Source organism: Aeromicrobium sp. UBA7512, assembly GCF_002476985.1.
Taxonomy (GTDB): Bacteria; Actinomycetota; Actinomycetes; order Propionibacteriales; family Nocardioidaceae; genus Aeromicrobium; species Aeromicrobium phoceense.
Window position 1 is genome coordinate 1 of the sequence record NZ_DLNK01000001.1, and the last position, 21,101, is coordinate 21,101.

At 71.7% G+C, this 21,101-nt stretch carries 21 protein-coding genes; 19 read left to right on the forward strand and 2 right to left on the reverse strand.

Annotation, left to right across the window (positions count from 1 at the left end; genetic code table 11):
• The 16 genes from B2363_RS00005 to B2363_RS00080 form a co-directional block, all read left to right on the forward strand.
• The coding region (locus B2363_RS00005; protein ID WP_349680413.1) for a glutaredoxin family protein at positions 1-277 on the forward strand (277 nt) is incomplete at its 5' end.
• Positions 278-345: 68 nt separating this feature from the next.
• Positions 346-1,668, forward strand: coding sequence for a polysaccharide pyruvyl transferase family protein (locus B2363_RS00010; protein WP_181754297.1), 1,323 nt, complete (start codon positions 346-348; stop codon positions 1,666-1,668).
• A 4-nt stretch (positions 1,669-1,672) separates the two neighbouring features.
• Positions 1,673-3,721 (forward strand): acyltransferase family protein, encoded by a 2,049-nt coding sequence (locus B2363_RS00015; protein WP_286927633.1) that lies wholly within the window; start codon positions 1,673-1,675, stop codon positions 3,719-3,721.
• A gap of 105 nt (positions 3,722-3,826) precedes the next feature.
• The gene (locus tag B2363_RS00020; protein WP_286927634.1) at positions 3,827-4,495 is read left to right on the forward strand and encodes a redox-sensing transcriptional repressor Rex; all 669 of its coding nucleotides are present in this window, start codon (positions 3,827-3,829) and stop codon (positions 4,493-4,495) included.
• Between the two features lie 76 nt (positions 4,496-4,571).
• The gene (locus B2363_RS00025) at positions 4,572-5,870 is read left to right on the forward strand and encodes a glutamyl-tRNA reductase (RefSeq protein WP_286927635.1); all 1,299 of its coding nucleotides are present in this window, start codon (positions 4,572-4,574) and stop codon (positions 5,868-5,870) included.
• Positions 5,867-6,790: a hydroxymethylbilane synthase gene (gene hemC, locus B2363_RS00030; RefSeq protein ID WP_286927636.1), complete on the forward strand. Its 924-nt coding sequence runs from the start codon at positions 5,867-5,869 to the stop codon at positions 6,788-6,790. Before B2363_RS00025 ends, hemC begins: the two co-directional genes overlap by 4 nt.
• A 65-nt stretch (positions 6,791-6,855) precedes the next feature.
• A complete protein-coding gene (gene cobA, locus B2363_RS00035; protein WP_286927777.1) occupies positions 6,856-8,460 on the forward strand; it encodes a uroporphyrinogen-III C-methyltransferase in 1,605 nt (534 codons plus the stop codon).
• 134 nt (positions 8,461-8,594) lie between these two features.
• Positions 8,595-9,566 (forward strand): porphobilinogen synthase, encoded by a 972-nt coding sequence (gene hemB / locus B2363_RS00040; protein ID WP_286927637.1) that lies wholly within the window; start codon positions 8,595-8,597, stop codon positions 9,564-9,566.
• Between the two features lie 108 nt (positions 9,567-9,674).
• Entirely contained in the window at positions 9,675-10,994 is a 1,320-nt protein-coding gene (hemL, locus tag B2363_RS00045; protein WP_286927638.1) for a glutamate-1-semialdehyde 2,1-aminomutase, read from the forward strand.
• 15 nt (positions 10,995-11,009) lie between these two features.
• Entirely contained in the window at positions 11,010-11,660 is a 651-nt protein-coding gene (locus B2363_RS00050) for a histidine phosphatase family protein (RefSeq protein WP_286927639.1), read from the forward strand.
• Positions 11,657-12,232: a TlpA family protein disulfide reductase gene (locus tag B2363_RS00055; RefSeq protein WP_181754311.1), complete on the forward strand. Its 576-nt coding sequence runs from the start codon at positions 11,657-11,659 to the stop codon at positions 12,230-12,232. The genes B2363_RS00050 and B2363_RS00055 overlap by 4 nt, the downstream gene beginning before the upstream one ends.
• 74 nt (positions 12,233-12,306) lie before the next feature.
• Entirely contained in the window at positions 12,307-12,990 is a 684-nt protein-coding gene (locus B2363_RS00060; protein ID WP_376785961.1) for a cytochrome c biogenesis CcdA family protein, read from the forward strand.
• Positions 12,987-14,558, forward strand: a complete 1,572-nt coding sequence (gene resB, locus B2363_RS00065; RefSeq protein WP_286927641.1) for a cytochrome c biogenesis protein ResB — start codon at positions 12,987-12,989, stop codon at positions 14,556-14,558. Before B2363_RS00060 ends, resB begins: the two co-directional genes overlap by 4 nt.
• Positions 14,555-15,478: a c-type cytochrome biogenesis protein CcsB gene (gene ccsB / locus B2363_RS00070; protein ID WP_181754315.1), complete on the forward strand. Its 924-nt coding sequence runs from the start codon at positions 14,555-14,557 to the stop codon at positions 15,476-15,478. Before resB ends, ccsB begins: the two co-directional genes overlap by 4 nt.
• 22 nt (positions 15,479-15,500) lie before the next feature.
• Positions 15,501-16,403 (forward strand): ABC transporter ATP-binding protein, encoded by a 903-nt coding sequence (locus B2363_RS00075; protein ID WP_286927642.1) that lies wholly within the window; start codon positions 15,501-15,503, stop codon positions 16,401-16,403.
• Positions 16,400-17,458, forward strand: a complete 1,059-nt coding sequence (locus B2363_RS00080) for an ABC transporter permease (RefSeq protein WP_286927643.1) — start codon at positions 16,400-16,402, stop codon at positions 17,456-17,458. Before B2363_RS00075 ends, B2363_RS00080 begins: the two co-directional genes overlap by 4 nt.
• A 10-nt stretch (positions 17,459-17,468) precedes the next feature.
• Here B2363_RS00080 and B2363_RS00085 read toward each other — a convergent pair whose 3' ends face one another.
• On the reverse strand, positions 17,469-17,732 hold the full coding sequence (locus B2363_RS00085) for a PLD nuclease N-terminal domain-containing protein (protein WP_181754319.1): 264 nt from the start codon (positions 17,730-17,732) through the stop codon (positions 17,469-17,471).
• A gap of 95 nt (positions 17,733-17,827) precedes the next feature.
• Between B2363_RS00085 and B2363_RS00090 the strand changes: the two genes are divergently transcribed.
• Positions 17,828-18,094, forward strand: a complete 267-nt coding sequence (locus tag B2363_RS00090) for a DUF4229 domain-containing protein (protein ID WP_286927644.1) — start codon at positions 17,828-17,830, stop codon at positions 18,092-18,094.
• Positions 18,075-19,160, forward strand: coding sequence for a PLP-dependent cysteine synthase family protein (locus tag B2363_RS00095; protein WP_286927645.1), 1,086 nt, complete (start codon positions 18,075-18,077; stop codon positions 19,158-19,160). The genes B2363_RS00090 and B2363_RS00095 overlap by 20 nt, the downstream gene beginning before the upstream one ends.
• Here B2363_RS00095 and B2363_RS00100 read toward each other — a convergent pair.
• On the reverse strand, positions 19,144-20,031 hold the full coding sequence (locus tag B2363_RS00100; RefSeq protein WP_286927650.1) for a 1,4-dihydroxy-2-naphthoate polyprenyltransferase: 888 nt from the start codon (positions 20,029-20,031) through the stop codon (positions 19,144-19,146). The two genes, B2363_RS00095 and B2363_RS00100, sit on opposite strands and share 17 nt — an antisense overlap.
• Before the next feature lie 47 nt (positions 20,032-20,078).
• On the opposite strand from B2363_RS00100, the gene B2363_RS00105 reads away from it, so the two are divergent.
• On the forward strand, positions 20,079-21,071 hold the full coding sequence (locus B2363_RS00105; RefSeq protein ID WP_286927651.1) for an AMP-binding protein: 993 nt from the start codon (positions 20,079-20,081) through the stop codon (positions 21,069-21,071).
• The last annotated feature ends 30 nt before the right edge of the window (positions 21,072-21,101 follow it).

The window sequence follows — 21,101 nt, forward strand, 5'->3', positions numbered from 1 at the left end:
TCTCGGGGGAGCCGGCATGAGCATCGCGCACGCCGAGGACGCCCGCGTGGTGGTGTACTCCCGCGAGGGGTGCCACCTGTGCGAGGCCGCCGAGCAGGTCGTGGCCCAGCTCGTGGCCGAGACCGGCGACACCTGGACGCGCGTGGACATCGACGCCGACCCCGACCTGCGGCAGCGGTTCACCGACCAGGTGCCGGTGACGTTCGTCGACGGGCGCCAGCACGACTTCTGGCGCGTCGATCCGGCGCGTCTGCGCGCGGCGCTCGCCCGCGGCTGAGCCGCCGCGACGGCCGCCGCCGCGGGGCGCATTAGCGTTCCTTGCCGCAGTCAGGGAAACTTCAAGGCGTGTCAGATCGCATCTACGTCCGCCGTTACGTCGACCCGATGAACCCTCCGTCGATGAAGGTCTTCCGTGTCGGCTGTGGCAAGAACTCCGGCAACCTCATCTTCGCCGCGTCCGCGCAGCGCTCGGTGATGGTCGACGGTGTCGACGTCGAGGCGAACAACCTGAACACCCTCATGCGCAGCGTCGACCGCCTCAACGAGGAGGAGCGGCACGTCGTGATCCCGCTGGCGAACGCGTTCCGCCGCGGCTACCTCCCGCAGCTCACCGCCCTCACGTCGGCGATCGAGGGGCTTACCGTCCCGGTCACGATCCTCGGCGTCGGCGGGCAGTTCCAGCTCGACGGGACGCCGGAGCGCTCCGACGAGGTCGACGCCGCCGCCCAGCGCTTCATGCGCGCGGTCCTGTCGCGGGGCCCGTCGATCGGCGTGCGCGGCGAGCGCACCGCCGCCTACCTGTCCGACCTCGGCTTCTCCGAGGTCGACGTCATCGGCTGCCCCTCGATGTTCCTGCGCGGGGCCGACCTGCGGATCCGCGACACCGCGCCGGCGTTCGACGAGCACACCAAGGTGAGCCTCAACCTCACGCCGCACGTGCGAATCCCCAAGGGCTGGGTCGAGGACGTCTTCGACCGCCACCCCCGCACCGAGTACGTCGCGCAGCAGGTCAACGACCTCGACGCGATGCTCGGCGGTCCCACGGTGAAGTCGACGTCCCCGGGTTACCCCGGCTCCATCCGCCACCACGCGTTCCTGGAGAACAAGGCGGTCTTCCATTGCCACGCCCCCACGTGGATCCAGTCGATGGCCGACCGTGAGTTCACGGTGGGCCACCGCATCCACGGCAACATCGCCTCGCTCCTGTCGGGCACGCCGGCGCACGTCATCGTCCACGACAGCCGCACCCGCGAGCTGTGCGAGTACTTCGAGATCCCGCACACGCAGGTCACGGAGCACCGCCGCGAGGACACCCCCGAGCGTCTCTTCGAGCGGTCGGACTACACCCGACTCGTGCAGGGCCACCCCGAGCGCCTGGCCCGCTTCGCCGGCTTCCTGGAGAAGCACGGCCTGCGCCACTCGCTGGACCTCCCGGCCGGTGAGGCGCCGTTCGACCGCGCCGTGGCGCAGGTCGACGTGCGTCCGGGTCTCGTCGTCCGCCCCCGCTCCACCGAGCCCGAGCTGATGGACCTGCGCGTCTGGAACGCGGCGCGCTCGGCGCACCAGGGCATCGCCCAGGCGGAGGCTCGGGCGAAGAAGCTCGAGGCTCGGGTGGCCGAGCTCGAGTCGGGGAACGAGCGCCGCGGCCTGTTCCGCCGCAGCCGCTGAATTGATGCGTCCCGAGATCCAGGCCCTGCGGGCCGTCGCCGTCCTGGCGGTCGTCGGCTTCCACCTGTGGCCCGGCCGCCTGAGCGGCGGCTACATCGGCGTCGACGTCTTCTTCGTCATCTCCGGCTTCCTCATCACGAGCCACCTGATGCGCGAGGTCGAGCGCCAGGACCGCGTCGACCTCGCCCAGTTCTGGGCCCGACGCGCCCGGCGCCTGCTGCCGGCGGCGTACCTCGTGCTGTTCGTGACGTCCATCGGCGTGCTGCTGTGGCTGCCGCCGGCCCAGTGGACGCAGAACTTCCGCGAGATCGTCGGCTCGACCCTGTACGTCGAGAACTGGGTCCTGGCGATCGACTCGGTCGACTACCTCGCCGCAGACGGTGTCCCGTCCGCCGTCCAGCACTACTGGACCCTCTCGGTGGAGGAGCAGTTCTACCTCGTCTGGCCGCTGCTGATCATCGGCGCCCTCGCGCTCGCGCGCCGCTTCGGCGGGCTGTCCCGGAAGCGGGCCGTCGTGGTCGTGCTGTCGGTCGTGACGCTCGCGAGCTTCCTTTACTCGCTGTGGCTCACCGCGCAGCACCCGCAGCTGGCCTACTTCGCGACGCCGGCGCGGGCCTGGCAGTTCGGCGCTGGCGCCGTGTTCGCGGTGGCCCTCGTCGACCGGATCCGGCTGCCGCGCCGCACCGCGATCGCCGCCTCGTGGATCGGCTTCGGCGTGATCGCCGTGTGCTCCTACGTCTACGACGAGAGCACGCCGTTCCCCGGCACCGCCGCGATCGCGCCGGTGCTGGCGACCCTGCTCGTGATCGCGGCCGGCACCCCCGCGGGGCGCCTCTCGCCGGCGCCTCTGGTCTCGTGGCGGCCCGTGCAGGCCACGGGCGACCTCTCGTACTCGATGTACCTGTGGCACTGGCCGCCGATCATCCTGCTGCCCGAGATCCTCGACGGCGAGATGGGCCTGTGGCCGCGCGTGGGCATCCTCGTCGCGACCTTCGTCCTGGCCTGGCTCACGATGCGCTTCGTCGAGAACCCGATCCGCTTCGGCACGCGCTTCGGCATCCGTCGGCCCTTCGTCACCGCGATCGGCTCGCTGACCGCCGCGGCCGTGGTCGTGGGAGTCGCCGCGTACGGCTGGCAGGCCGGCCGCGCGCAGGAGGAGCGTGCCGAGCAGCTGACAGCGCGCGTCAACGCCGACATGCCCGACTGCTTCGGCGCCGGCTCGATGCCACCGGCGGGGGAGTGCGAGAACCCCGACCTCGCCACGATGCGCGTCCCCGCCGGGCCCGACGTCAGTCGCGACTGGGGCGGCCGCAGCGAGTGCTGGGGCAAGAACGAGCAGGTCGAGCTCAAGTCGTGCGAGTTCGGCGAGCGCTCCGGCGACCGGCCCCACGTCGTGCTGCTGGGCGACTCCCACGCGCGGGCCATGCTGCCCGCCTTCGTGCGCCTGGCCGAGATCGGCGAGCTCTCGCTGACCACCCACCTCAAGGGCGGCTGCGCCTGGTCGACCGACCTGCCGGGCCGCACCGCCGTTCCCGAGGTCCTCGACACGTGTCCCGCGTGGCGCGGCAACGTCGAGGAGTGGCTCGGGCAGAACCGCGACGACATCGACCTGATCGTCACCACCGGCTACTCGCGCAACCTCGCGGGCTCGCGCACGCAGCAGGCGAAGGCGCTCTCGGAGGCGTGGACCCGCGGGACGAAGCTGGGCATCCCGGTGGCCGCGCTCGTCGACAACCCCGACAACGGCACCCCGCCGGCGAAGTGCCTGGACCGCGTCGACTCGTGGGACGAGACCACGTGCTCGGTCCCGCGTGAGGACGCGTTCCCGTACGGCGACCCGTTCGGCGAGGCGGCCCGGATGACCGACGGTGCGCACCGGATCGACATGACCGACTTCTACTGCCTCGAGGACGTCTGCCCCGCGATGATCGGCGGCGTGAACGTCTATCGCGACCGTCACCATTTCACCGCGACGTTCACCCGGACGCTCGCCCCATTCCTGTGGAACCGCATCACCGGGGCGGTCGACGGGCTCCCCACCGGTAACCGCTGAACGGGCCGCGTCGTCGTCGCCGATTTTGTGAAAGGGTTCCCAAACTCTTAGACTGACGGCGCGCCACGGCCCAAAATTCCCGTCATTCCGCGGCGCAGGAGCATCGTGACCATTCTTCGCAGCCCCGCTGGGATCCCCGACGCCACCGTCGCCCGGCTCCCGCTGTACCTGCGTGCTCTCGATGAGCTCGCGGAGCGAGGGACCGACGTCTGCTCGTCCGAGCACCTGGCCACCGCGGCCGGCGTGAACTCCGCGATCGTCCGCAAGGACCTCTCGCACCTGGGCTCCTACGGCACCCGCGGCGTCGGCTACGACGTCCGCTTCCTGGCCGGTCACATCGCCACCGTCGTCGGCCAGACCCAGCCCTGGCCCGTCGTCATCGTCGGCGCCGGCCACCTCGGCACGGCCCTCGCCGCCTACCAGGGCTTCGGCGCCCGGGGCGTCAAGGTCGCCGCGATCGTCGACGCCGACCCCGAACTGATCGGCACCGACGTCGGCGGTCACGAAGTGCTCTCGATCGACGACCTGGCGGCCATCGTCGTGCGCGACGAGGTCTCGCTGGGCATCATCGCCACCCCGCCCGCCGCCGCGCAGAGCGTCGCGGACGCCCTCGTCGCCGCCGGCATCAGCAGCATCCTGAACTTCGCGCCCACCGCGCTGCAGGTCCCCGCCGAGGTCGATCTCCGCCAGGTCGACGTCGCCGCCGAGCTGCAGATCCTGGGCTACCACGCCCACCGCCGGCAGGCGGCTCCCAGCACGGAGGTGCTCGCATGAACGAGCGTCAGCGAGTGAACCAACGGCACCTCATGCCGGCACGCCCGTACCGTCGCCTCTCCTCGGGGGTGACGGCATGAGCGTTCTCGTCGTCGGACTGTCCCACCGGTCGGCGCCCGTCGACCTGCTCGAGCAGGCCTCCCTCGACACCGATGCGGCCGTCAAGCTGTCGCACCTGGCGCTCGACGTCCCGGCCGTCACCGAGTCGGCCGTCATCTCCACGTGCAACCGCGTCGAGGTCTACGTCGAGGCCGACCGCTTCCACGGCTCGGTCGAGGAGGTCACGCAGCTGCTGGCCGACATGGCCGGACTGCGTCGCGAGGCCCTGCTGCCGTACGTCTACGTGCACTACGACCAGGCCGCCGTGGCCCACCTGTTCCGCGTGGCCGCCGGACTCGACTCGATGATCCTGGGCGAGAGCCAGATCCTCGGCCAGGTGCGCTCCACGCTGCACCAGTCCCAGGCCGAGGCCACCGCCGGCACCAGCCTCAACACGCTCTTCCAGCAGGCCCTGCGCATCGGCAAGCGCGGTCACGCCGAGACCGGCATCGACCGCCTCGCGCCGTCGCTGGTCACCGCCGCCCTCGGTGCCGCGGGCGACGCGGTCACCGATCCGCAGGCCCGCTTCCTCGTCGCCGGCGCCGGCACGATGAGCCTGCTCGCCGTGCGCACCCTGATCGAGCGCGGCGTCGAGCCGTCGCGGATCTGGGTCGCGAACCGCACGTTCCAGCGCGCCTTCGAGCTCGTCGCCAGCCACGGCGTCAGCGCGGTCCGCTGGGAGTCGCTCGACGTCGAGCTCTCCGCCGCCGACGTGCTCATCACCTGCACCGGAGCCGCGGGCGTCGTCTTCGACACCGAGCGGATCGAGCGCGCCATGAGCGACGGCCGCCCGCTCACGGTCATCGACCTGGCGCTGCCGCGCGACGTCTCGCACGAGGTGCGTGACCTGCCGAACGTCGACGTCATCGACATCGAGGTCCTGGCCGCCCACGCCACCGCCGACTCCGTCGCCGAGGACGTCGAGCAGGTCCGCGAGATCGTGCAGTCCGAGGTCGACTCGTTCCTGGCCAGCCGCCAGCAGGCGAAGGTCACGCCCACGGTCGTCGCGCTGCGCAGCATGGCCACCGAGGTCGTCAGCTCCGAGACCGCGCGCCTGCAAAGCCGGCTGTCCGGCCTCGACGACGCCCAGCTCGACGAGGTCCGCCGCGCGATGCGCCGTGTCGCCGAGAAGCTGATCCACCAGCCCACGGTGCGCGTCAAGGAGCTCGTCGAGGGCCCCGAGAACCTCACCTACGCCGACGCGCTGGCCCACCTGTTCCAGCTCGACCCCTCGGCCGTCAGCGCCGTCACCGACCCCGGAGGTGACCCCGCGTGATCCGTCTCGGAACCCGCGCCAGCAAGCTCGCCACCACCCAGTCCGGCTGGGTCGCCGACCGCCTCCGCGAGGCGCACGGCGTCGAGGTCGAGCTCGTCGAGATCTCCACCTACGGTGATCGCTCCAGCGCTCCGCTGGCCCAGATCGGCGGCACCGGCGTCTTCGTCGCGGCCGTCCGCGAGGCCGTGCTCGACGGCACGGTCGACTTCGCCGTGCACTCGCTCAAGGACCTGCCCACCGGCGCCGCCGAGGGCCTCACCCTGGCCGCCGTGCCGGTGCGCGAGGACCCCCGCGACGTCCTGATCGCCCGCGACGGCCTCACCCTCGGCGAGCTGCCCCGCGGCGCCCGGGTCGGCACCGGCAGCCCCCGCCGGGTCAGCCAGCTGAACGCCCTCGGGCTCGGCATCGAGATCGCCGAGCTGCGCGGCAACGTCGACACCCGCATCGGCAAGGTCACCGGCGGCGAGCTCGACGCGATCGTGCTCGCCCGCGCCGGCCTGCTGCGCCTGGGCCGCGCCGACGAGGCCACCGAGGTCCTCGACCCCCTCCAGATGCTGCCGGCTCCCGGACAGGGAGCCCTCGCGTGCGAGTGCCGCGCCGATGACGACGCGACCACCGCACTGCTCGCCGTGCTCGACGATCCCGACACCCGGGCCGCCGTCACGGCCGAGCGCACCCTCCTCGCCACCCTCGAGGCCGGGTGCAGCGCTCCGGTCGGAGCCCTCGCCGACGTCGTCTGGGGGGACGACGGGGACGAGCTCTGGCTGCGCGCCGTCGTCGGAGACCTCTCCGGCAACCCCGTCATCCGACGTTCCGCCTCCGGTGCTCCCACGGAAGCCGCCGCCCTCGGGCGTCGTCTCGCCGAGGAGCTGCTGGCCGAGGGCGCCGATCAGCTCATGGGATCGGTGACCACCTCATGAGCAACAACCTGCACGAGACTCCGCCACCGATCACAGCAAGGAAGAGCGTGTCCACCACCTCCGCGATGCCCACGTCCCCCGCCACGACCGCGCCGACCGCCCAGCCCGCCGGGCGGGTGAGCTTCGTCGGCGCCGGTCCAGGCGACGCCAGCCTGTTGACCGTCCGCGCCACCGAGGTGCTCGCCCAGGCCGACGTCGTGATCGTCGAAGCGCCTGAGCAGCACGCGCTCGTCACGAACGGTGCCGACGTGATCGACGGCGGCACGAACGCCGCCGGCGAGACCCTGACCCACGCCGCCCGCGGCAAGCTCGTCGTCAAGCACGCCAAGACCGGCGCGCACGTCGTGCGCCTCATGGTCGGCGACCCGTTCACCTACGCCACCGGCCCCGAGGAGGCCCAGGCCTGCGCCAAGGCGGGCATCTCCTTCGAGGTCGTCCCCGGTGTCTCCTCGGTCTCCGCGGTCCCGGCCTACGCCGGCGTGCCGCTGACCGACAAGCAGCACCGCGAGTTCAAGGTCGTCAGCGTCGGCGACTCGAACGTCGACTGGAGCGAGGCTGCGCGTCACGAGACGCTCGTCCTGCTCTCGGCCGTGAACCGCATCGGCGAGGTCGCCGCCGGCCTCGTGGCCGCGGGCCGCTCGCCCGAGACGCCCGTCGCGATGACGCGCCAGGGCACCACCACCGCGCAGGAGACGGTCGTCTCCACGCTGGCCGGGATCGCCGAGGCGGCCGCCGCCTCGCACATGACTCCGCCGGCCATCGTGGTCGTGGGCGAGGTCGTCGCCCAGCGCGAGGTCCTGTCGTGGTTCGAGACCAAGCCGCTCTACGGCTGGCGCGTCCTGGTGCCCCGCACCAAGGAGCAGTCGCAGTCCCTCGCCTCCCGCCTGCGGATGTACGGCGCGGTGTCCGAGGAGGTCCCGACCATCTCGGTCGAGCCGCCGCGCAACCCGCAGCAGATGGACAAGGCCGTCCGCGGCCTCGTCGAGGGCCGCTACGAGTGGGTCGCCTTCACCAGCGTCAACGCCGTCAAGGCCGTCCGCGAGAAGTTCGAGGAGTACGGCCTCGACGCCCGTGCCTTCAGCGGCCTGAAGATCGCCGCCGTCGGCGAGAAGACCGCGCAGGCCATCGAGACGTGGGGCATCCGCCCCGACCTCGTGCCGTCCGGCGAGCAGTCCGGTCGCGGCCTGCTCGAGGACTGGCCGCCGTTCGACGAGCTGCTCGACCCGATCAACCGGGTCTTCCTGCCGCGCGCCGACATCGCCACCGAGACCCTCGCGGCCGGCCTGGTCGAGCTGGGCTGGGAGGTCGACGACGTCACCGCCTACCGCACCGTGCGCGCCTCGCCGCCGCCGGCGCCCACGCGTGAGGCGATCAAGTCGGGCAAGTTCGACGCCGTGCTGTTCACGTCGAGCTCGACCGTGCGCAACCTCGTCGGCATCGCCGGCAAGCCGCACGCGACGACGATCATCGCCTGCATCGGTCCGGCCACGGCGAAGACCGCCGAGGAGCACGGCCTGCGGGTCGACGTGATGGCCGAGAAGCCGTCCGCCGAGGAGCTGGCCGACGCGCTCGCGCAGTTCGGCGAGCAGCGTCGCCTGCAGTTCATCGAGGCCGGCGACCCCGTCCTGCGCCCCTCGCAGAAGAAGCCGTCCTCGCGCCGCAAGGCCTGAGTCGGGCGAGATCTCGATACGCCCGCTCGTTCCTCGCGGAGCTACTCGATCACCGGGCCCGAGCCGGTGATCGAGTGGCGGCGAGCGCAGCGAGACGCGTATCGAAACCATCGTCCTCGTCCAAGGAGGCAAGCATGATCGAACGCCCACGCCGGCTGCGGTCCACCGCGGCCGTGCGACGCCTCGTGCGCGAGACGCACCTGGTGCCGTCGCAGCTCGTCCTGCCGATGTTCGTGGCCGAGGGGATCACCGAGCCCCGGCCGATCGCGAGCATGCCGGGCGTCGTCCAGCACTCGCGCGAGTCCGCCCGCAAGGCCTACGCCGAGGCGGTCGAGCTGGGCCTGGGCGGCGTCATGCTGTTCGGCGTTCCCGAGCACAAGGACGCGCAGGGCTCGGGCGCACTCGATCCGGACGGCATCCTCAACGTCGCCATCGCCGACGCGCGCGCGGAGGTCGGCGACGACCTGCTCGTCATGAGCGACCTGTGCCTGGACGAGTTCACCGACCACGGCCACTGCGGCGTGCTCGATGCGCAGGGCCGGGTCGACAACGACGCCACCGTCGAGATCTACGGACGGATGGGCGTGGCGCAGGCGCGGGCCGGCGCCCACGTCGTCGCGCCCAGCGGCATGATGGACGGCCAGATCGACGTGATCCGCCGCGACCTCGACGCCGCCGGCCACGAGGACGTCGTCGTGCTGGCCTACGCGGCCAAGTACGCCTCGGCGTTCTACGGCCCGTTCCGCGAGGCGGTCGACTCCTCGCTGCAGGGGGACCGCCGCACCTACCAGCAGGACCCCGCCAACCGGCGCGAGTCGCTGCGCGAGACGCTGCTGGACGTCGAGCAGGGCGCCGACATCGTCATGGTGAAGCCCGCGATGTCCTACCTCGACATCCTCGCCGACGTGCGCGCGGCCGTGGACGTGCCCGTCGCGGCCTACCAGGTCTCGGGCGAGTACGCGATGGTCGAGGCCGCCGCCGCCCAGGGCTGGATCGACCGCGACCGCGCGATCGACGAGTCCCTCCTGTCGATCCGCCGCGCCGGCGCCGACATCGTCCTGACCTACTGGGCGGCCGAGGTCGCCCGCCGACTGCGCAGCCGGTGATCGAGTGACGGCGAGCTTGCGAGACGTCGTATCGAGATCACGTGGTCTCGATACGTTCGCTCGTTCCTCGCGAACACTCGACCGCCGGGGTACCCGAGAGGAGCACGCATGAGCACCACCGCATCCGAGGAGCTGTTCGCCCGGGCCCAGCAGGTCTCGCCCGGCGGCGTGAACTCGCCGGTGCGCGCGTTCCGCGCCGTCGGCGGCACGCCGCGCTTCATGAAGTCCGGCTCGGGCGCGTGGCTCACCGACGCCGACGACAACCGCTACGTCGACCTCGTCGGCTCGTGGGGTCCGATGCTGCTGGGCCACGCGCACCCCGAGGTCATCGAGGCGGTCACCGCCGCCGCCGCCCGCGGCACCAGCTTCGGCACCCCGGCCGAGCCCGAGGTGCTGCTCGCCGAGGAGATCGTCGGCCGTACCCCCGTCGAGCGGGTCCGCATGGTCTCGTCGGGCACCGAGGCCACGATGTCGGCCATCCGGCTGGCGCGCGGCTTCACCGGTCGCGACCGCATCGTGAAGTTCAGCGGCTGCTACCACGGCCACGTGGACGCGCTCCTCGCCGAAGCCGGCTCCGGCGTCGTCACGCTCGGCATCCCCGGCACGCCGGGAGTGCCCGCGCACGTCACCGCCGACACGATCGTGCTGCCCTACAACGACCCGGCCGCCGTCGACGCAGCGTTCGCCGAGTACGGCGACCAGATCGCGTGCGTCATCACCGAGGCCGCCGCCGGAAACATGGGCGTCGTCCCGCCGCACCCGGGCTTCAACGAGCACCTCGCCCGCACGTGCGCCGCCCACGGCGCCCTGTTCATCACCGACGAGGTGATGACCGGCTTCCGCGCGGCGCGCAGCGGCTACTGGGAGATCGACGGCCAGGTCGAGGGCTGGCAGCCCGACCTCATGACGTTCGGCAAGGTCATGGGCGGCGGGTTCCCCGCGGCGGCCTTCGGGGGTCGCGCCGACGTGATGGACCTGCTCGCGCCGGTCGGCCCGGTCTACCAGGCGGGCACGCTGTCGGGCAATCCCGTCGCCACCACGGCCGGCCTCACCACGCTGCGGCTGGCCACCCCCGAGGTCTACGACCGGCTCTCCGCCACCTCGTCACAGGTGCAGCAGCTGGTCTCCGAGGCGCTCGCCGAGGCCGGCGTCGCGCACACCCTGCAGACCGCCGGGACGATGTTCAGCATCTTCTGGGGCGTCGCCGAGCCGGTGGCCGACTTCGCCGGCGCGCAGTCCCAGGACACCGGCGCCTACACGGCCTTCTTCCACGCCATGCTCGACGCCGGAGTCTACCTGCCGCCGTCGGCCTACGAGGCCTGGTTCCTGTCGGCCGCCCATGACCCCGACGTCGACTCCGAGCCCCTCTCTAGACTGGCCGAAGCCCTCCCCGGCGCGGCCCGCGCGGCAGCCGCTGCGGCCCGCTGACACGAAGGAACCCAGATGAGCACCCGCACGATCATCCACCTGATGCGCCACGGCGAGGTCCACAACCCCGGCGGGGTCCTGTACGGCCGCCTGGCCGGCTACAACCTCTCCGACCTCGGCAACGAGATGGCCGCCACGGTGGCGGAGTCGCTGAAGACGAACGACATCACGCACCTGGTCGCCTCGCCGCTGGAGCGCGCGCAGCAGACCGCCAGGCCCGTGGCCGACATCCTCAAGCTCGACATCCAGACCGACGAGCGTGTCATCGAGGCCGGCAACAAGTTCGAGGGCCGCACCGTCGGCGTGGGCCCCAAGGCCTTCCTGAACCCGCGCTTCTGGCCGTGGCTGTGGAACCCGTTCCGCCCGTCGTGGGGCGAGGCGTACGCGCACATCGCCGCCCGCATGCTGCTGGCGATCGACGACGCCCGCGAGGCGGCGCGCGGTCACGAGGCGCTCATCGTGTCGCACCAGCTGCCCGTGTGGATCGCGCGCAAGTCCTACGAGAAGGGCCGCTTCGCGCACGACCCGCGCAATCGCCAGTGCTCGCTGGCCAGCCTCACCACGCTGACGTTCGAGGACGACGCCTTCAAGGGCTTGGTCTACAGCGAGCCCGCCGGTCACCTCATCCCCGACGCCCTGCGCGGCAAGTTCATCGGTGGAGCATGAGAAGCACTCGATTCGCTCGCCTCGTCGTGGTCGTTCTTGTCGCACTCGTTCTCTCGGCGTGCGTCGGCGGGGTGCAGGACACCGGTGAGGACGGCTTCATCAACGGCAACGGCGAGATCACCTTCGTCGACCCCGGCAAGCGCAAGACCGCGCCCGAGCTCTCCGGCGCCGACCTGGACGGCAACCAGATCAGCAGCGCCGACTTCCAGGGGAAGATCCTGGTCGTGAATCTCTGGGGCTCGTGGTGCGCTCCGTGCCGGAAGGAGGCCCCCGCTCTGGCGAAGGCCTCGAGGGAGCTGGCCGACCAGAACGTGCAGTTCCTGGGCCTGTTGACCAAGGACGACCCGGCCAGCGCGAAGGCGTTCAACGAGTCCTTCGGAATCAGCTACCCGAGCATCGACGACTCCTCGGGCCGCAACCAGGCCGTCTTTGCCGACGTCCTGCCGTCCATGGCGATCCCGACCACGTGGGTCATCGACAAGAACGGGAAGGTCGCGGCGCGCGTCATGGGCGAGCTCACCGACGCGACGCTGCGCGGTCTGGTCGACCAGACCAAGAAGAGCACCCAGTGATCGCTGGCGACGTCAGCGACTGGTTCCTCGAGACCGCCGCGTCTGGCAACCTCGTCCTCACGGTCCCCGTCGCCCTGCTCGCCGGCCTCCTCTCGTTCTTCAGCCCCTGCGTCGTCCCGCTGCTGCCGGGCTACCTGTCCTACGTCTCGGGGGTGGCGGTCACCGAGCTGGAGACCGCGCGCCGTGGCCGGGTCGTCACGGGCTCCCTGCTCTTCGTGCTGGGCTTCAGTTCGGTGTTCGTCGCCGGGGGAGCGCTGTTCGGTGCCGCGGGTCAGCAGCTGCTGCCCTATCAGCGGGAGATCTCGATCATCGCCGGCGTGCTGCTGGTGGTGATGGGCGTGGTCTTCATGGGCTGGGTCCCCGTGCTGCAGCGCGACGTGCGCAAGCACGGCGTCCGCCGCGTGGGCCTGCTCGCCGCGCCCGTGCTGGGCGTCGTGTTCGGCGTCGGCTGGACGCCCTGCATCGGTCCCACGCTCACGGCCGTGCTGGCGCTCTCGGCCAACGAGGCCACCGCCGGACGCGGGGCGTTCCTCGCGCTCGTCTACTGCCTCGGGCTCGGCATCCCGTTCGTCCTCGCGGCCCTGTTCCTCACCCGGTTCCTGCGTGTCACCGGCTGGGTGCGCACCCACCAGCGCGCCGTGTCGGCCGTCGGGGCGAGCCTGCTCATCGCCACCGGCGTCCTGCTGATCACCGGCTGGTGGCAGGACATCGTCATCGCCCTGCAGCACTGGATCAATGGATTCGAGGTCCCCCTGTGAGCCCCCGCGACAAGCGCAACGAGACCGCCTCCGAGCTGCGCCCCGTCGAGTTCGCCCGCTGGGCCTGGCGCCAGCTGACCTCGATGCGCACGGCCCTGCTGCTGCTCCTGCTGCTCGCCGTCGCGGCGGTGCCGGGGTCGTTCATCCCGCAGCGTGGCGTCGACGCCCGTGCCGTGCAGGCCTACTACCTCGACCACCCCAAGCTGGCTCCCGTGCTGGAGAGGCTGGGCGGCTTCAGCGTGTTCTCGTCGGTGTGGTTCAGCGCCATCTACCTGCTGCTGATGGTCTCGCTGATCGGCTGCATCCTGCCGCGCACCAAGGTCTACGCGCAGGCGCTCAGGGCCCGCCCGCCGAAGGCGCCCCGCAACTTCGCCCGCATGCCGGCCTCGGAGCGGTTCGAGACCGACGCGTCCGTCACCGAGGTGCTCGAGGCCGGTCGCCGTGCTCTCGGGCGCGCGCGCATCGATGTCGTCGAGGAGGGCGACACCGGCGAGCTGCGCGCCGAGAAGGGCTACCTGCGCGAGTTCGGCAACTTGGTCTTCCACGTGTGTGTCCTCGTGGCGCTCGTGGGCGTGGCCGCCGCCGCGCTGTGGGGCTACCGCGGCAACGTGATCGTGGTCGAGGGCAATGGCTTCAGCAACACCCTGTCGCAGTACGACGAGTTCTCCTCCGGCGCGATGTTCGACGCCCAGTCCGGTCTCGAGCCGTGGTCGCTGCAGCTCGAGGACCTCCTCGCCCGTTTCTACGTCGAGGGCAACCAGCGCGGCGCCCCCAAGCTGTTCCGCGCCACGGGCACCTACAACGAGGCGGGGAAGGACGACGATGACTTCAAGATCGAGGTCAACCACCCGCTCTCGGTGGGCAGCGAGGACGTCTTCCTCGTGGGCCAGGGCTACGCGCCCGTCATCCGGGTCACCGACGCCTCCGGCAAGGTGGCGTTCGACGGCCCCGTGCCGTTCCTGCCCGCCGACTCCACGTACACCTCCACCGGTGTCGTGAAGGTGCCCGACGCCGACGGCGAACAGCTGGGCTTCCAGGGCTTCTTCCTGCCCACCGCGTTCTCCTCGAGCCCCGACAAGCCGTCGGTCTCGGTGTTCCCCGGCGCGCTGAACCCGCGGATCGGCATGAACCTGTGGACCGGCGACCTCGGCCTGGACGAGGGCGTCTCGCAGTCGGTCTACTCGCTCGACACCAGCAAGATGACCCAGGTCAAGGACGGCGACGGAAACTTCCGCGTCGACATCGGCCCGGGCGAGAGCCAGGAGCTGCCCGGCGGCGGCACGATCGAGTTCGTCGAGCTCAAGCAGTTCGCGAGGTTCCAGATCGGGCACACGCCGGTCCCGTGGCTCCCGTTGCTCGGCGTCGGCCTCGGCATCCTGGGCCTCACCGCCTCCCTGCTCGTCCGGCCCCGGCGCACCTGGATCCGGGCCCGCGCCGAGGGATCACGTACCGTGGTGGAGGTGGCGGCGCTCGACCGCGTTCCCCGTGACGACCTGCCCGCAGAACTCGACGACCTGATGTCCCGGCTCCACGCTGAACTGGGCGAGCAGGAGAAGGAAAAGGCATGACACTCGACCAGTGGGCCCAGCTCTCCAACTACCTCACCGGCTCGGCCTTCGCCGTGCTGTGTGTCGCGTTCTTCTGCCACGTCGCCGAGTGGCTCACGGCTCGCGCCAAGGCTCCCGTCGCCGTGGCGGCCGGGAGCGGCGACGTCCTCCCCGAGGACACCGATGAGGCCGAGACCGACACGCCCGACCGCCTCGTCGGCGTCGCCGTGTCGCTCACCGTGCTCGGCACGCTGCTGCTGATCGGCGCTGCGGTCACCCGCGGCCTGGCCACGCAGCGCGCGCCCTACGGCAACATGTACGAGTTCGGCGTGACTGGCACGGCGATCGCACTGTCGGTCTACCTCGTCATGGTGTGGCGCTCGAAGATCCAGTGGATGGGCGGCGTCGTGCTGGCCGTCTGCCTGTTCATCCTCGCGATGTCCATCTCCACCTACACGCCGGCCGGACCTCTCGTGCCCGCGCTGAACACGTTCTGGAAGTACATCCACGTCACCTCCATCATGACCGCCGCCGCGCTGTTCATGGTCGGTGCCGCGGCCAGCGTGCTGTACCTCGTCAAGGCTCGAGCCGAGGAGCGCGGCAGCGTCGGCCCGGTCCTGGAGCGGTTCCCCGCCGCCGCGCGCATCGACCAGGTGGCGTTCCGCATGAACGCGGTCGGCTTCCCGCTGTGGACCTTCGGCGCGTTGATCTCCGGCCCGATCTGGGCCCACCTCGCGTGGGGCCGCTACTGGGGCTGGGACCCGAAGGAGGTCTGGGCGCTCATCACCTGGATCGTCTACGCGGGCTACCTTCACGCCCGCGTGACCGCCGGCTGGAAGGGCAAGCGCGCCGCCTACCTCGCGCTCGTCGGGTTCACGACGTTCATCATCAGCTACTACATCGTCAACTTGTTCATCTCCGGTCAGCACAGCTACGCCTGACCGATTCGCTAGCGTCGTCCGCATGGGTGCACGCATCGAGGTCGCGGGGCTGACGAAGTCCTACGGCGACCTCACCGCCGTCGACGACCTGACGTTCACGGTCGAGCCGGGCGAGTTCTTCGGCCTGCTCGGCCCGAACGGCGCCGGCAAGACCACCGCGCTGGAGATGATCGAGGGGCTGCGCCATCCCGACGGGGGCTCGGTCTCGATCGACGGCCACGACCCCTGGAAGCGCGACCCCGCGCTGCAGCGTCGCATCGGCGTGCAGCTGCAGTCCTCCGCGTTCTTCGAGCGGCTCACCGCCCGCGAGCAGCTCGCGACCTTCGGTGCGCTCTACGGCGTCGGTGGCGACCGCGTCGACGCCCTCCTCGAGCAGGTCGGACTCCAGGACAAGGCCGGGTCGCGGGTCGAGGACCTGTCCGGCGGCCAGGCGCAGCGGCTCTCGATCGCGTGCGCGCTCGTGCACGACCCCGAGGTGGTCTTCCTCGACGAGCCGACCGCCGCCCTCGACCCCCAGGCGCGGCGCAACCTCTGGGACTTCCTCGAGGGCCTCAACGACTCCGGCCGCACGGTCGTGCTCACCACGCACTACATGGAGGAGGCCGAGGTGCTGTGCGACCGCGTCGCGATCATCGACCACGGACGCCTCCTCGAGCTCGACTCGCCGGCGGCCCTCGTGCGCGGTCTCGACGCCCCCACGCGGATCAGCCTCGCGCCCGGAGCCATCGACGAGGACCGCGCCCGGGGGATCGGCGGCGTGGAGGCCGTCGAGGTCCACCCCGACCGCACGGTCCTGTCCACGCGCCGCCCCGCCGACGTGCTGACCGCGCTGGCCGGCCTCGACGCCCTCGACGGGCTCAGCGCCTCCGGCGCCTCCCTCGAGGACGTCTTCCTCAGCCTCACCGGACGGAAGTACCGCTCGTGACCGCACTGACCTCGCTCTCGCGCGCGATGCTCCTGGGCTTCGTCCGCGACCGGATGACCCTGTTCTGGGCCGTCCTGTTCCCGCTCATGTTCCTCGTCCTGTTCGGCGGGCTGCTCACCAATGACGGCGCGCCGAAGCTCGAGGTCGCGCAGGTCGGCGACGTGGCCGCACTCGACGACATGGCGCCCGACGCGCGCGAAGCCCTCGAGCAGAGCATCGAGATCACGCCGGCCACCGACGAGGCGAAGGCGCTGCGCGAGGTGCGCGACGGCGACCTCGCCGCCGTGATCACCGAGGAGGGCGACCGCCTCGTCGTGCACTACTCGCAGGCCGACCAGGTCACGGCGGCGCGGGTGCGCGGCACGTTCCAGGGCATCGTCGACTCCGCCAACCTCGCCGCCGCCGGTGGCACCCCCGCGTTCACGCTGGAGACGCAGCAGGTCGAGGACGAGTCCCTCGAGCCGATCCAGTACGTCACGCCCGGCCTGCTCGGCTGGGCGATCGCCATGAGCGCCACCTTCGGTGCCGCGGTCAACCTCGTCTCGTGGCGCCAGTCCGGCCTGCTGCGCCGCCTGCGCCTGGCGCCCATCCGCACGTCGTCGGTGGTGCTCGCGCGCGTCGGCGTCAGCGTCCTCGTGGCGCTGGGCCAGACCGCGATCTTCCTGGGTCTGGCGGTCGGCGCGTTCGGCCTGGTGCTCAGCGGGTCGTGGCCGCTCGTGATCCCGCTCGTGCTGGCGGGCACGCTCGCCTTCCTGTCGATCGGGCTGCTGGCCGGCTCGATCAGCAAGACCGAGGAGGGCGCGGTCGGCCTGGCGAACTTCATCGTGCTGCCGATGGCGTTCCTGTCGGGCTCGTTCTTCTCCCTCGAGGGTGCGCCCGACTGGCTCCAGGCGATCAGCAGGCTGCTGCCGCTGCGCCACCTCAACGAGGCGATGCTCGACGTCATGGTGCGCGGTCAGGGCGTGGAGGCGATCTGGGCACCGATGGCGATCCTGCTGGGCTTCGCCGCCGTCTGCTCGCTCATCGCCTCGCGCGTGTTCCGCTGGGACGCCTGACGCGGGAGAGTCAGAGACCGCGCAGGAAGTCGGGGTCGTCGTCGGGGCCGAGGGGGCGCGGCGGGGGACGCTTGCGGGGTCCGCCCGTGGAGCGGCCCTTGGCCACGCCGAAGATCAGCCACAGCGCGGCGCCGGCGTACGGCGCCAGGACGATCAGCAGGGCCCAGCCCCACTTGGGCAGGTGCTGCACGCGGTCGCGCGGAGTCGCCACGAGGTCGTACAGGCTGTAGACCATGAGAACCACGGCCGCCAGTACGAGGAAGACCTTGCCCATGGCCAGAGCGTACCGACCCCGTTCCAGCGCCGCGCCGTGTTGACGTGACCTCACCGCCGGTCCCGTGCTCGGTGACGACAACTAGAATCCGAGGCATGAAGGCCTTCTGGACGTACACGCTCGCCCGACTCGGGGTCTTCCTCGTCACGTGGGCGGTGCTGTGGGGGATCTCCCGCTTCGTCTTCGACCCGAGTGCCGTCGTTGACCTGTGGGTCCTGCTGCTCGCGCTCATCGTCTCGTCGATCATCTCGATCCTCACGCTGCGCCGCCTGCGCGACCAGGTGGCGGTGAAGCTGCAGGAGCGGGCCCAGGCTCTCAACGAGCGCATCGAGGAGTCGCGCCGTGCCGAAGACGTCGACTGAGGACCGCGACTGGCTGGCGGATGCGGTCCGCCGGGTCGAGGCCGACGCGAACCGCAGCGCCGACACCCACCTGCACGCCCTCGACCTGCCGTTCGACGGGGTGCAGATCTACCTCAAGGACGAGTCGGTCCACCCGACCGGCAGCCTGAAGCACCGGCTGGCGCGCTCGCTGTTCCTCTACGCGCTGTGCAACGGCTGGATCCACCGCGGCTCGACGATCGTCGAGGCGTCGAGCGGCTCCACCGCCGTCTCGGAGGCCTACTTCGCGCGGCTGCTGGGCCTGCCGTTCGTGGCGGTCATGCCGCGCAGCACGAGCGCCGAGAAGATCTCGCTGATCCAGTGGTACGGCGGCCGGTGCCACTTCGTCGACGACGCCCGGCTGATGTACGCCGAGGCGCAGCGCCTGGCCGACGAGTGCGACGGCCACTACATGGACCAGTTCACCTACGCCGAGCGCGCTACCGACTGGCGCGGGAACAACAACATCGCGGAGTCGATCTTCGCCCAGCTCTCGGCGGAGCCGCACCCGATCCCGGCGTGGATCGTCGTCAGTGCGGGCACGGGCGGCACGTCGGCCACGATCGGCCGATACGTCCGGTACCGGCGCTTCCACACCCGGCTGCTGGTGGCCGACCCCGAGGGCTCGGCGTTCTTCGAGGGTTGGGACCAGGACCGGTCCGACGTCACGACCGACGTCTCCTCGCGGATCGAGGGCATCGGCCGGCCGCGGGTCGAGCCGTCGTTCGTCGGCGGTGTCGTCGACGAGATGGTGCACGTCCCCGACGCCGCCTCCATCGCGGCGATGCGCTGGACCTCCGACCTCATCGGACGCCCCGTCGGCGGCTCCACCGGCACCAACATGTGGGCGGCCCTCGGGCTGGCCTCGCAGATGGTGGCCGAGGGCCGCGAGGGATCGATCGTCACGCTGCTGTGCGACGGGGGAGACCGCTACACGCACACGTACTTCGACGACCGCTGGGTGGCCGAGCACGGGCTCGACCCGACGCCCTACCTCCAGCAGCTGTCGGAGCTGACCAGCAGCGGGACGTTCACACCGGGCCGATGAACAGCCCGGCCGTCAGCCCGATCGCGTAGACGAGCTCGGCGATGCCCGTGTCCTTCAGGACCGGGATCAGCGCGGGTCCGGTCGCACCCGAGCGCACCGCGGCCACCGAGCGGGCGGCCAGCGGGATGCCGAGCCAGGCCAGCAGCGCCCACGGCGTCTCGGTGGCGCACCAGGCCACCACGAGGACGAAGGCCGTCATCACGAGCGCGGTGTAGAGCCAGCGCGTGCGCCGGTCGCCGAGGACCACCGCCAGCGTGCGCTTGCCGGTCTGGGTGTCGGTGGGGATGTCGCGCAGGTTGTTGGCCACGAGGATCGCGCAGGCCAGCGCGCCGACGCCGATCGCGCCCGCCACGCTGACGTCGTTGATCGTGCCGAGCTGGACGTAGGTGGTGCCCAGCACCGCGACCAGGCCGAAGAACAGGAAGACACTGAGCTCGCCGAGGGCGCGGTAGCCGTAGGGCTTCGACCCGCCGGTGTACCCCCACGCCGCGAGGATCGCGAGCGCGCCGACGGCGATGAGCCACCAGCCCGACGTCGCGGCCAGCACGAGGCCGAGGCCGGCGCCGAGGGCGAGGAACGCGAGCGCCACGGCCTTGACCTTCGCGGGCGCGACGAGGCCGGAGCCGACGAGGCGCAGTGGGCCGACGCGGTTCTCGTCGGTGCCCTTGATCCCGTCGGAGTAGTCGTTCGCGTAGTTCACGCCGACCTGCAGCGCCAGCGAGACGCCGAGCGCCACGAACGCCTTCCACCAGATGACGCCGTCGTCGAACGCGGCGGCACCCGTGCCGACGGCGACGGGGGCGATGGCGGCGGGCAGCGTGCGCAGCCGCGCGCCCTCGATCCACAGTTTCAGGCCGGTCGGGGAGGTCACCCCGTGAGTCTAGGAGGCGGCATCCGGGCCGGTCCTACAGTGGTCGGGTGGCCGCCTCCCTGTCTCCCGTCACCGGTTCCGCCCGCGAGGTGCTGGAGCTGCTGCGGCCCTGGGTCGCCGCCGGCGGGCCGCCGCTGGTGATGCGCACGTCCGGCAGCACGGGCGAGCCGAAGTCCATTCGGCTGTCCCACGCCGCCGTGCTCGCGTCGGCGCACGCAGCGCTGGAGCGGCTGGGTGGTCCGGGCCGGTGGCTCTCCGCGCTGCCGCCCACCGGCGTCGGTGGCCTCCAGGTGCTCGTGCGGTCGATCGTGGCGGGCACCGAGCCGGTCTTCCTCGACGAGCACGCCGACGTGGCGGCCGCCGCGGGCGCGATGACGGAGTCCCGCCGTTACGCGTCGCTCGTGCCCACGCAGCTCTTCCGCCTCGTCGAGGCCGGACGGGCGGGGGACCTCGCGTCGCTCGACGCCGTGCTGCTGGGCGGTGCCGCCGCGCCCCGGGCGGTGCTCGAGCGGGCCGCCGCGGCAGGCGTGCGCATCGTGCGGACCTACGGGATGACCGAGACCTGCGGCGGTTGCGTCTACGACGGGCTCCCGCTCGACGGGGTGCGGCTGCGCATCGAGGACGGACGCGTGGCCATCGCCGGACCGGTCCTGGCCGAGGGCCTGGGGGAGTGGCTGGTCACGAACGACCTCGGCCGGCTCGACGCCGCCGGCCGTCTCAGCGTGCTCGGTCGAGCCGACCAGGTGGCCGTGAGCGGCGGGGTCAACGTCCCGCTGGCCGCGGTCGAGTCGGTCCTGCGCGACGAGCCGGGCGTGCTCGACGTCGTGGTCGTGGCCCAGCCCGATCCCGAGTGGGGCCAGCGCGTCGTGGCGTTCGTGGTCGGCGACCTGGACCGGGCCGGCGCCGCCGCCGCGATCGAGGCCGCGGGCCACCCTCGCGCCTGGACCCCTCGCGCCGTCCACGTCCTCGAGGCCCTGCCGCTGCTCCCGGGCGGCAAGCCCGACCGGGTCGCGCTGGCGGGAGGAAGTTTCCCCGGTTAACCGGGGAAACTGTCACTTCACGAGGTTCGC

What these genes read in the sequence shown, in the direction of transcription:
- B2363_RS00015 (WP_286927633.1), top strand. Translation starts at nt 1,673, where the DNA reads ATGCGTCCCGAGATCCAGGCCCTGCGGGCCGTCGCCGTCCTGGCGGTC.
- cobA (WP_286927777.1), top strand. Translation starts at nt 6,856, where the DNA reads ATGCCCACGTCCCCCGCCACGACCGCGCCGACCGCCCAGCCCGCCGGG.
- ccsB (WP_181754315.1), top strand. Translation starts at nt 14,555, where the DNA reads ATGACACTCGACCAGTGGGCCCAGCTCTCCAACTACCTCACCGGCTCG.
- B2363_RS00055 (WP_181754311.1), top strand. Translation starts at nt 11,657, where the DNA reads ATGAGAAGCACTCGATTCGCTCGCCTCGTCGTGGTCGTTCTTGTCGCA.
- B2363_RS00075 (WP_286927642.1), top strand. Translation starts at nt 15,501, where the DNA reads ATGGGTGCACGCATCGAGGTCGCGGGGCTGACGAAGTCCTACGGCGAC.
- B2363_RS00085 (WP_181754319.1), bottom strand. Translation starts at nt 17,732, where the DNA reads ATGGGCAAGGTCTTCCTCGTACTGGCGGCCGTGGTTCTCATGGTCTAC.
- B2363_RS00090 (WP_286927644.1), top strand. Translation starts at nt 17,828, where the DNA reads ATGAAGGCCTTCTGGACGTACACGCTCGCCCGACTCGGGGTCTTCCTC.
- B2363_RS00025 (WP_286927635.1), top strand. Translation starts at nt 4,572, where the DNA reads ATGAGCGTTCTCGTCGTCGGACTGTCCCACCGGTCGGCGCCCGTCGAC.
- hemB (WP_286927637.1), top strand. Translation starts at nt 8,595, where the DNA reads ATGATCGAACGCCCACGCCGGCTGCGGTCCACCGCGGCCGTGCGACGC.
- hemL (WP_286927638.1), top strand. Translation starts at nt 9,675, where the DNA reads ATGAGCACCACCGCATCCGAGGAGCTGTTCGCCCGGGCCCAGCAGGTC.
- B2363_RS00050 (WP_286927639.1), top strand. Translation starts at nt 11,010, where the DNA reads ATGAGCACCCGCACGATCATCCACCTGATGCGCCACGGCGAGGTCCAC.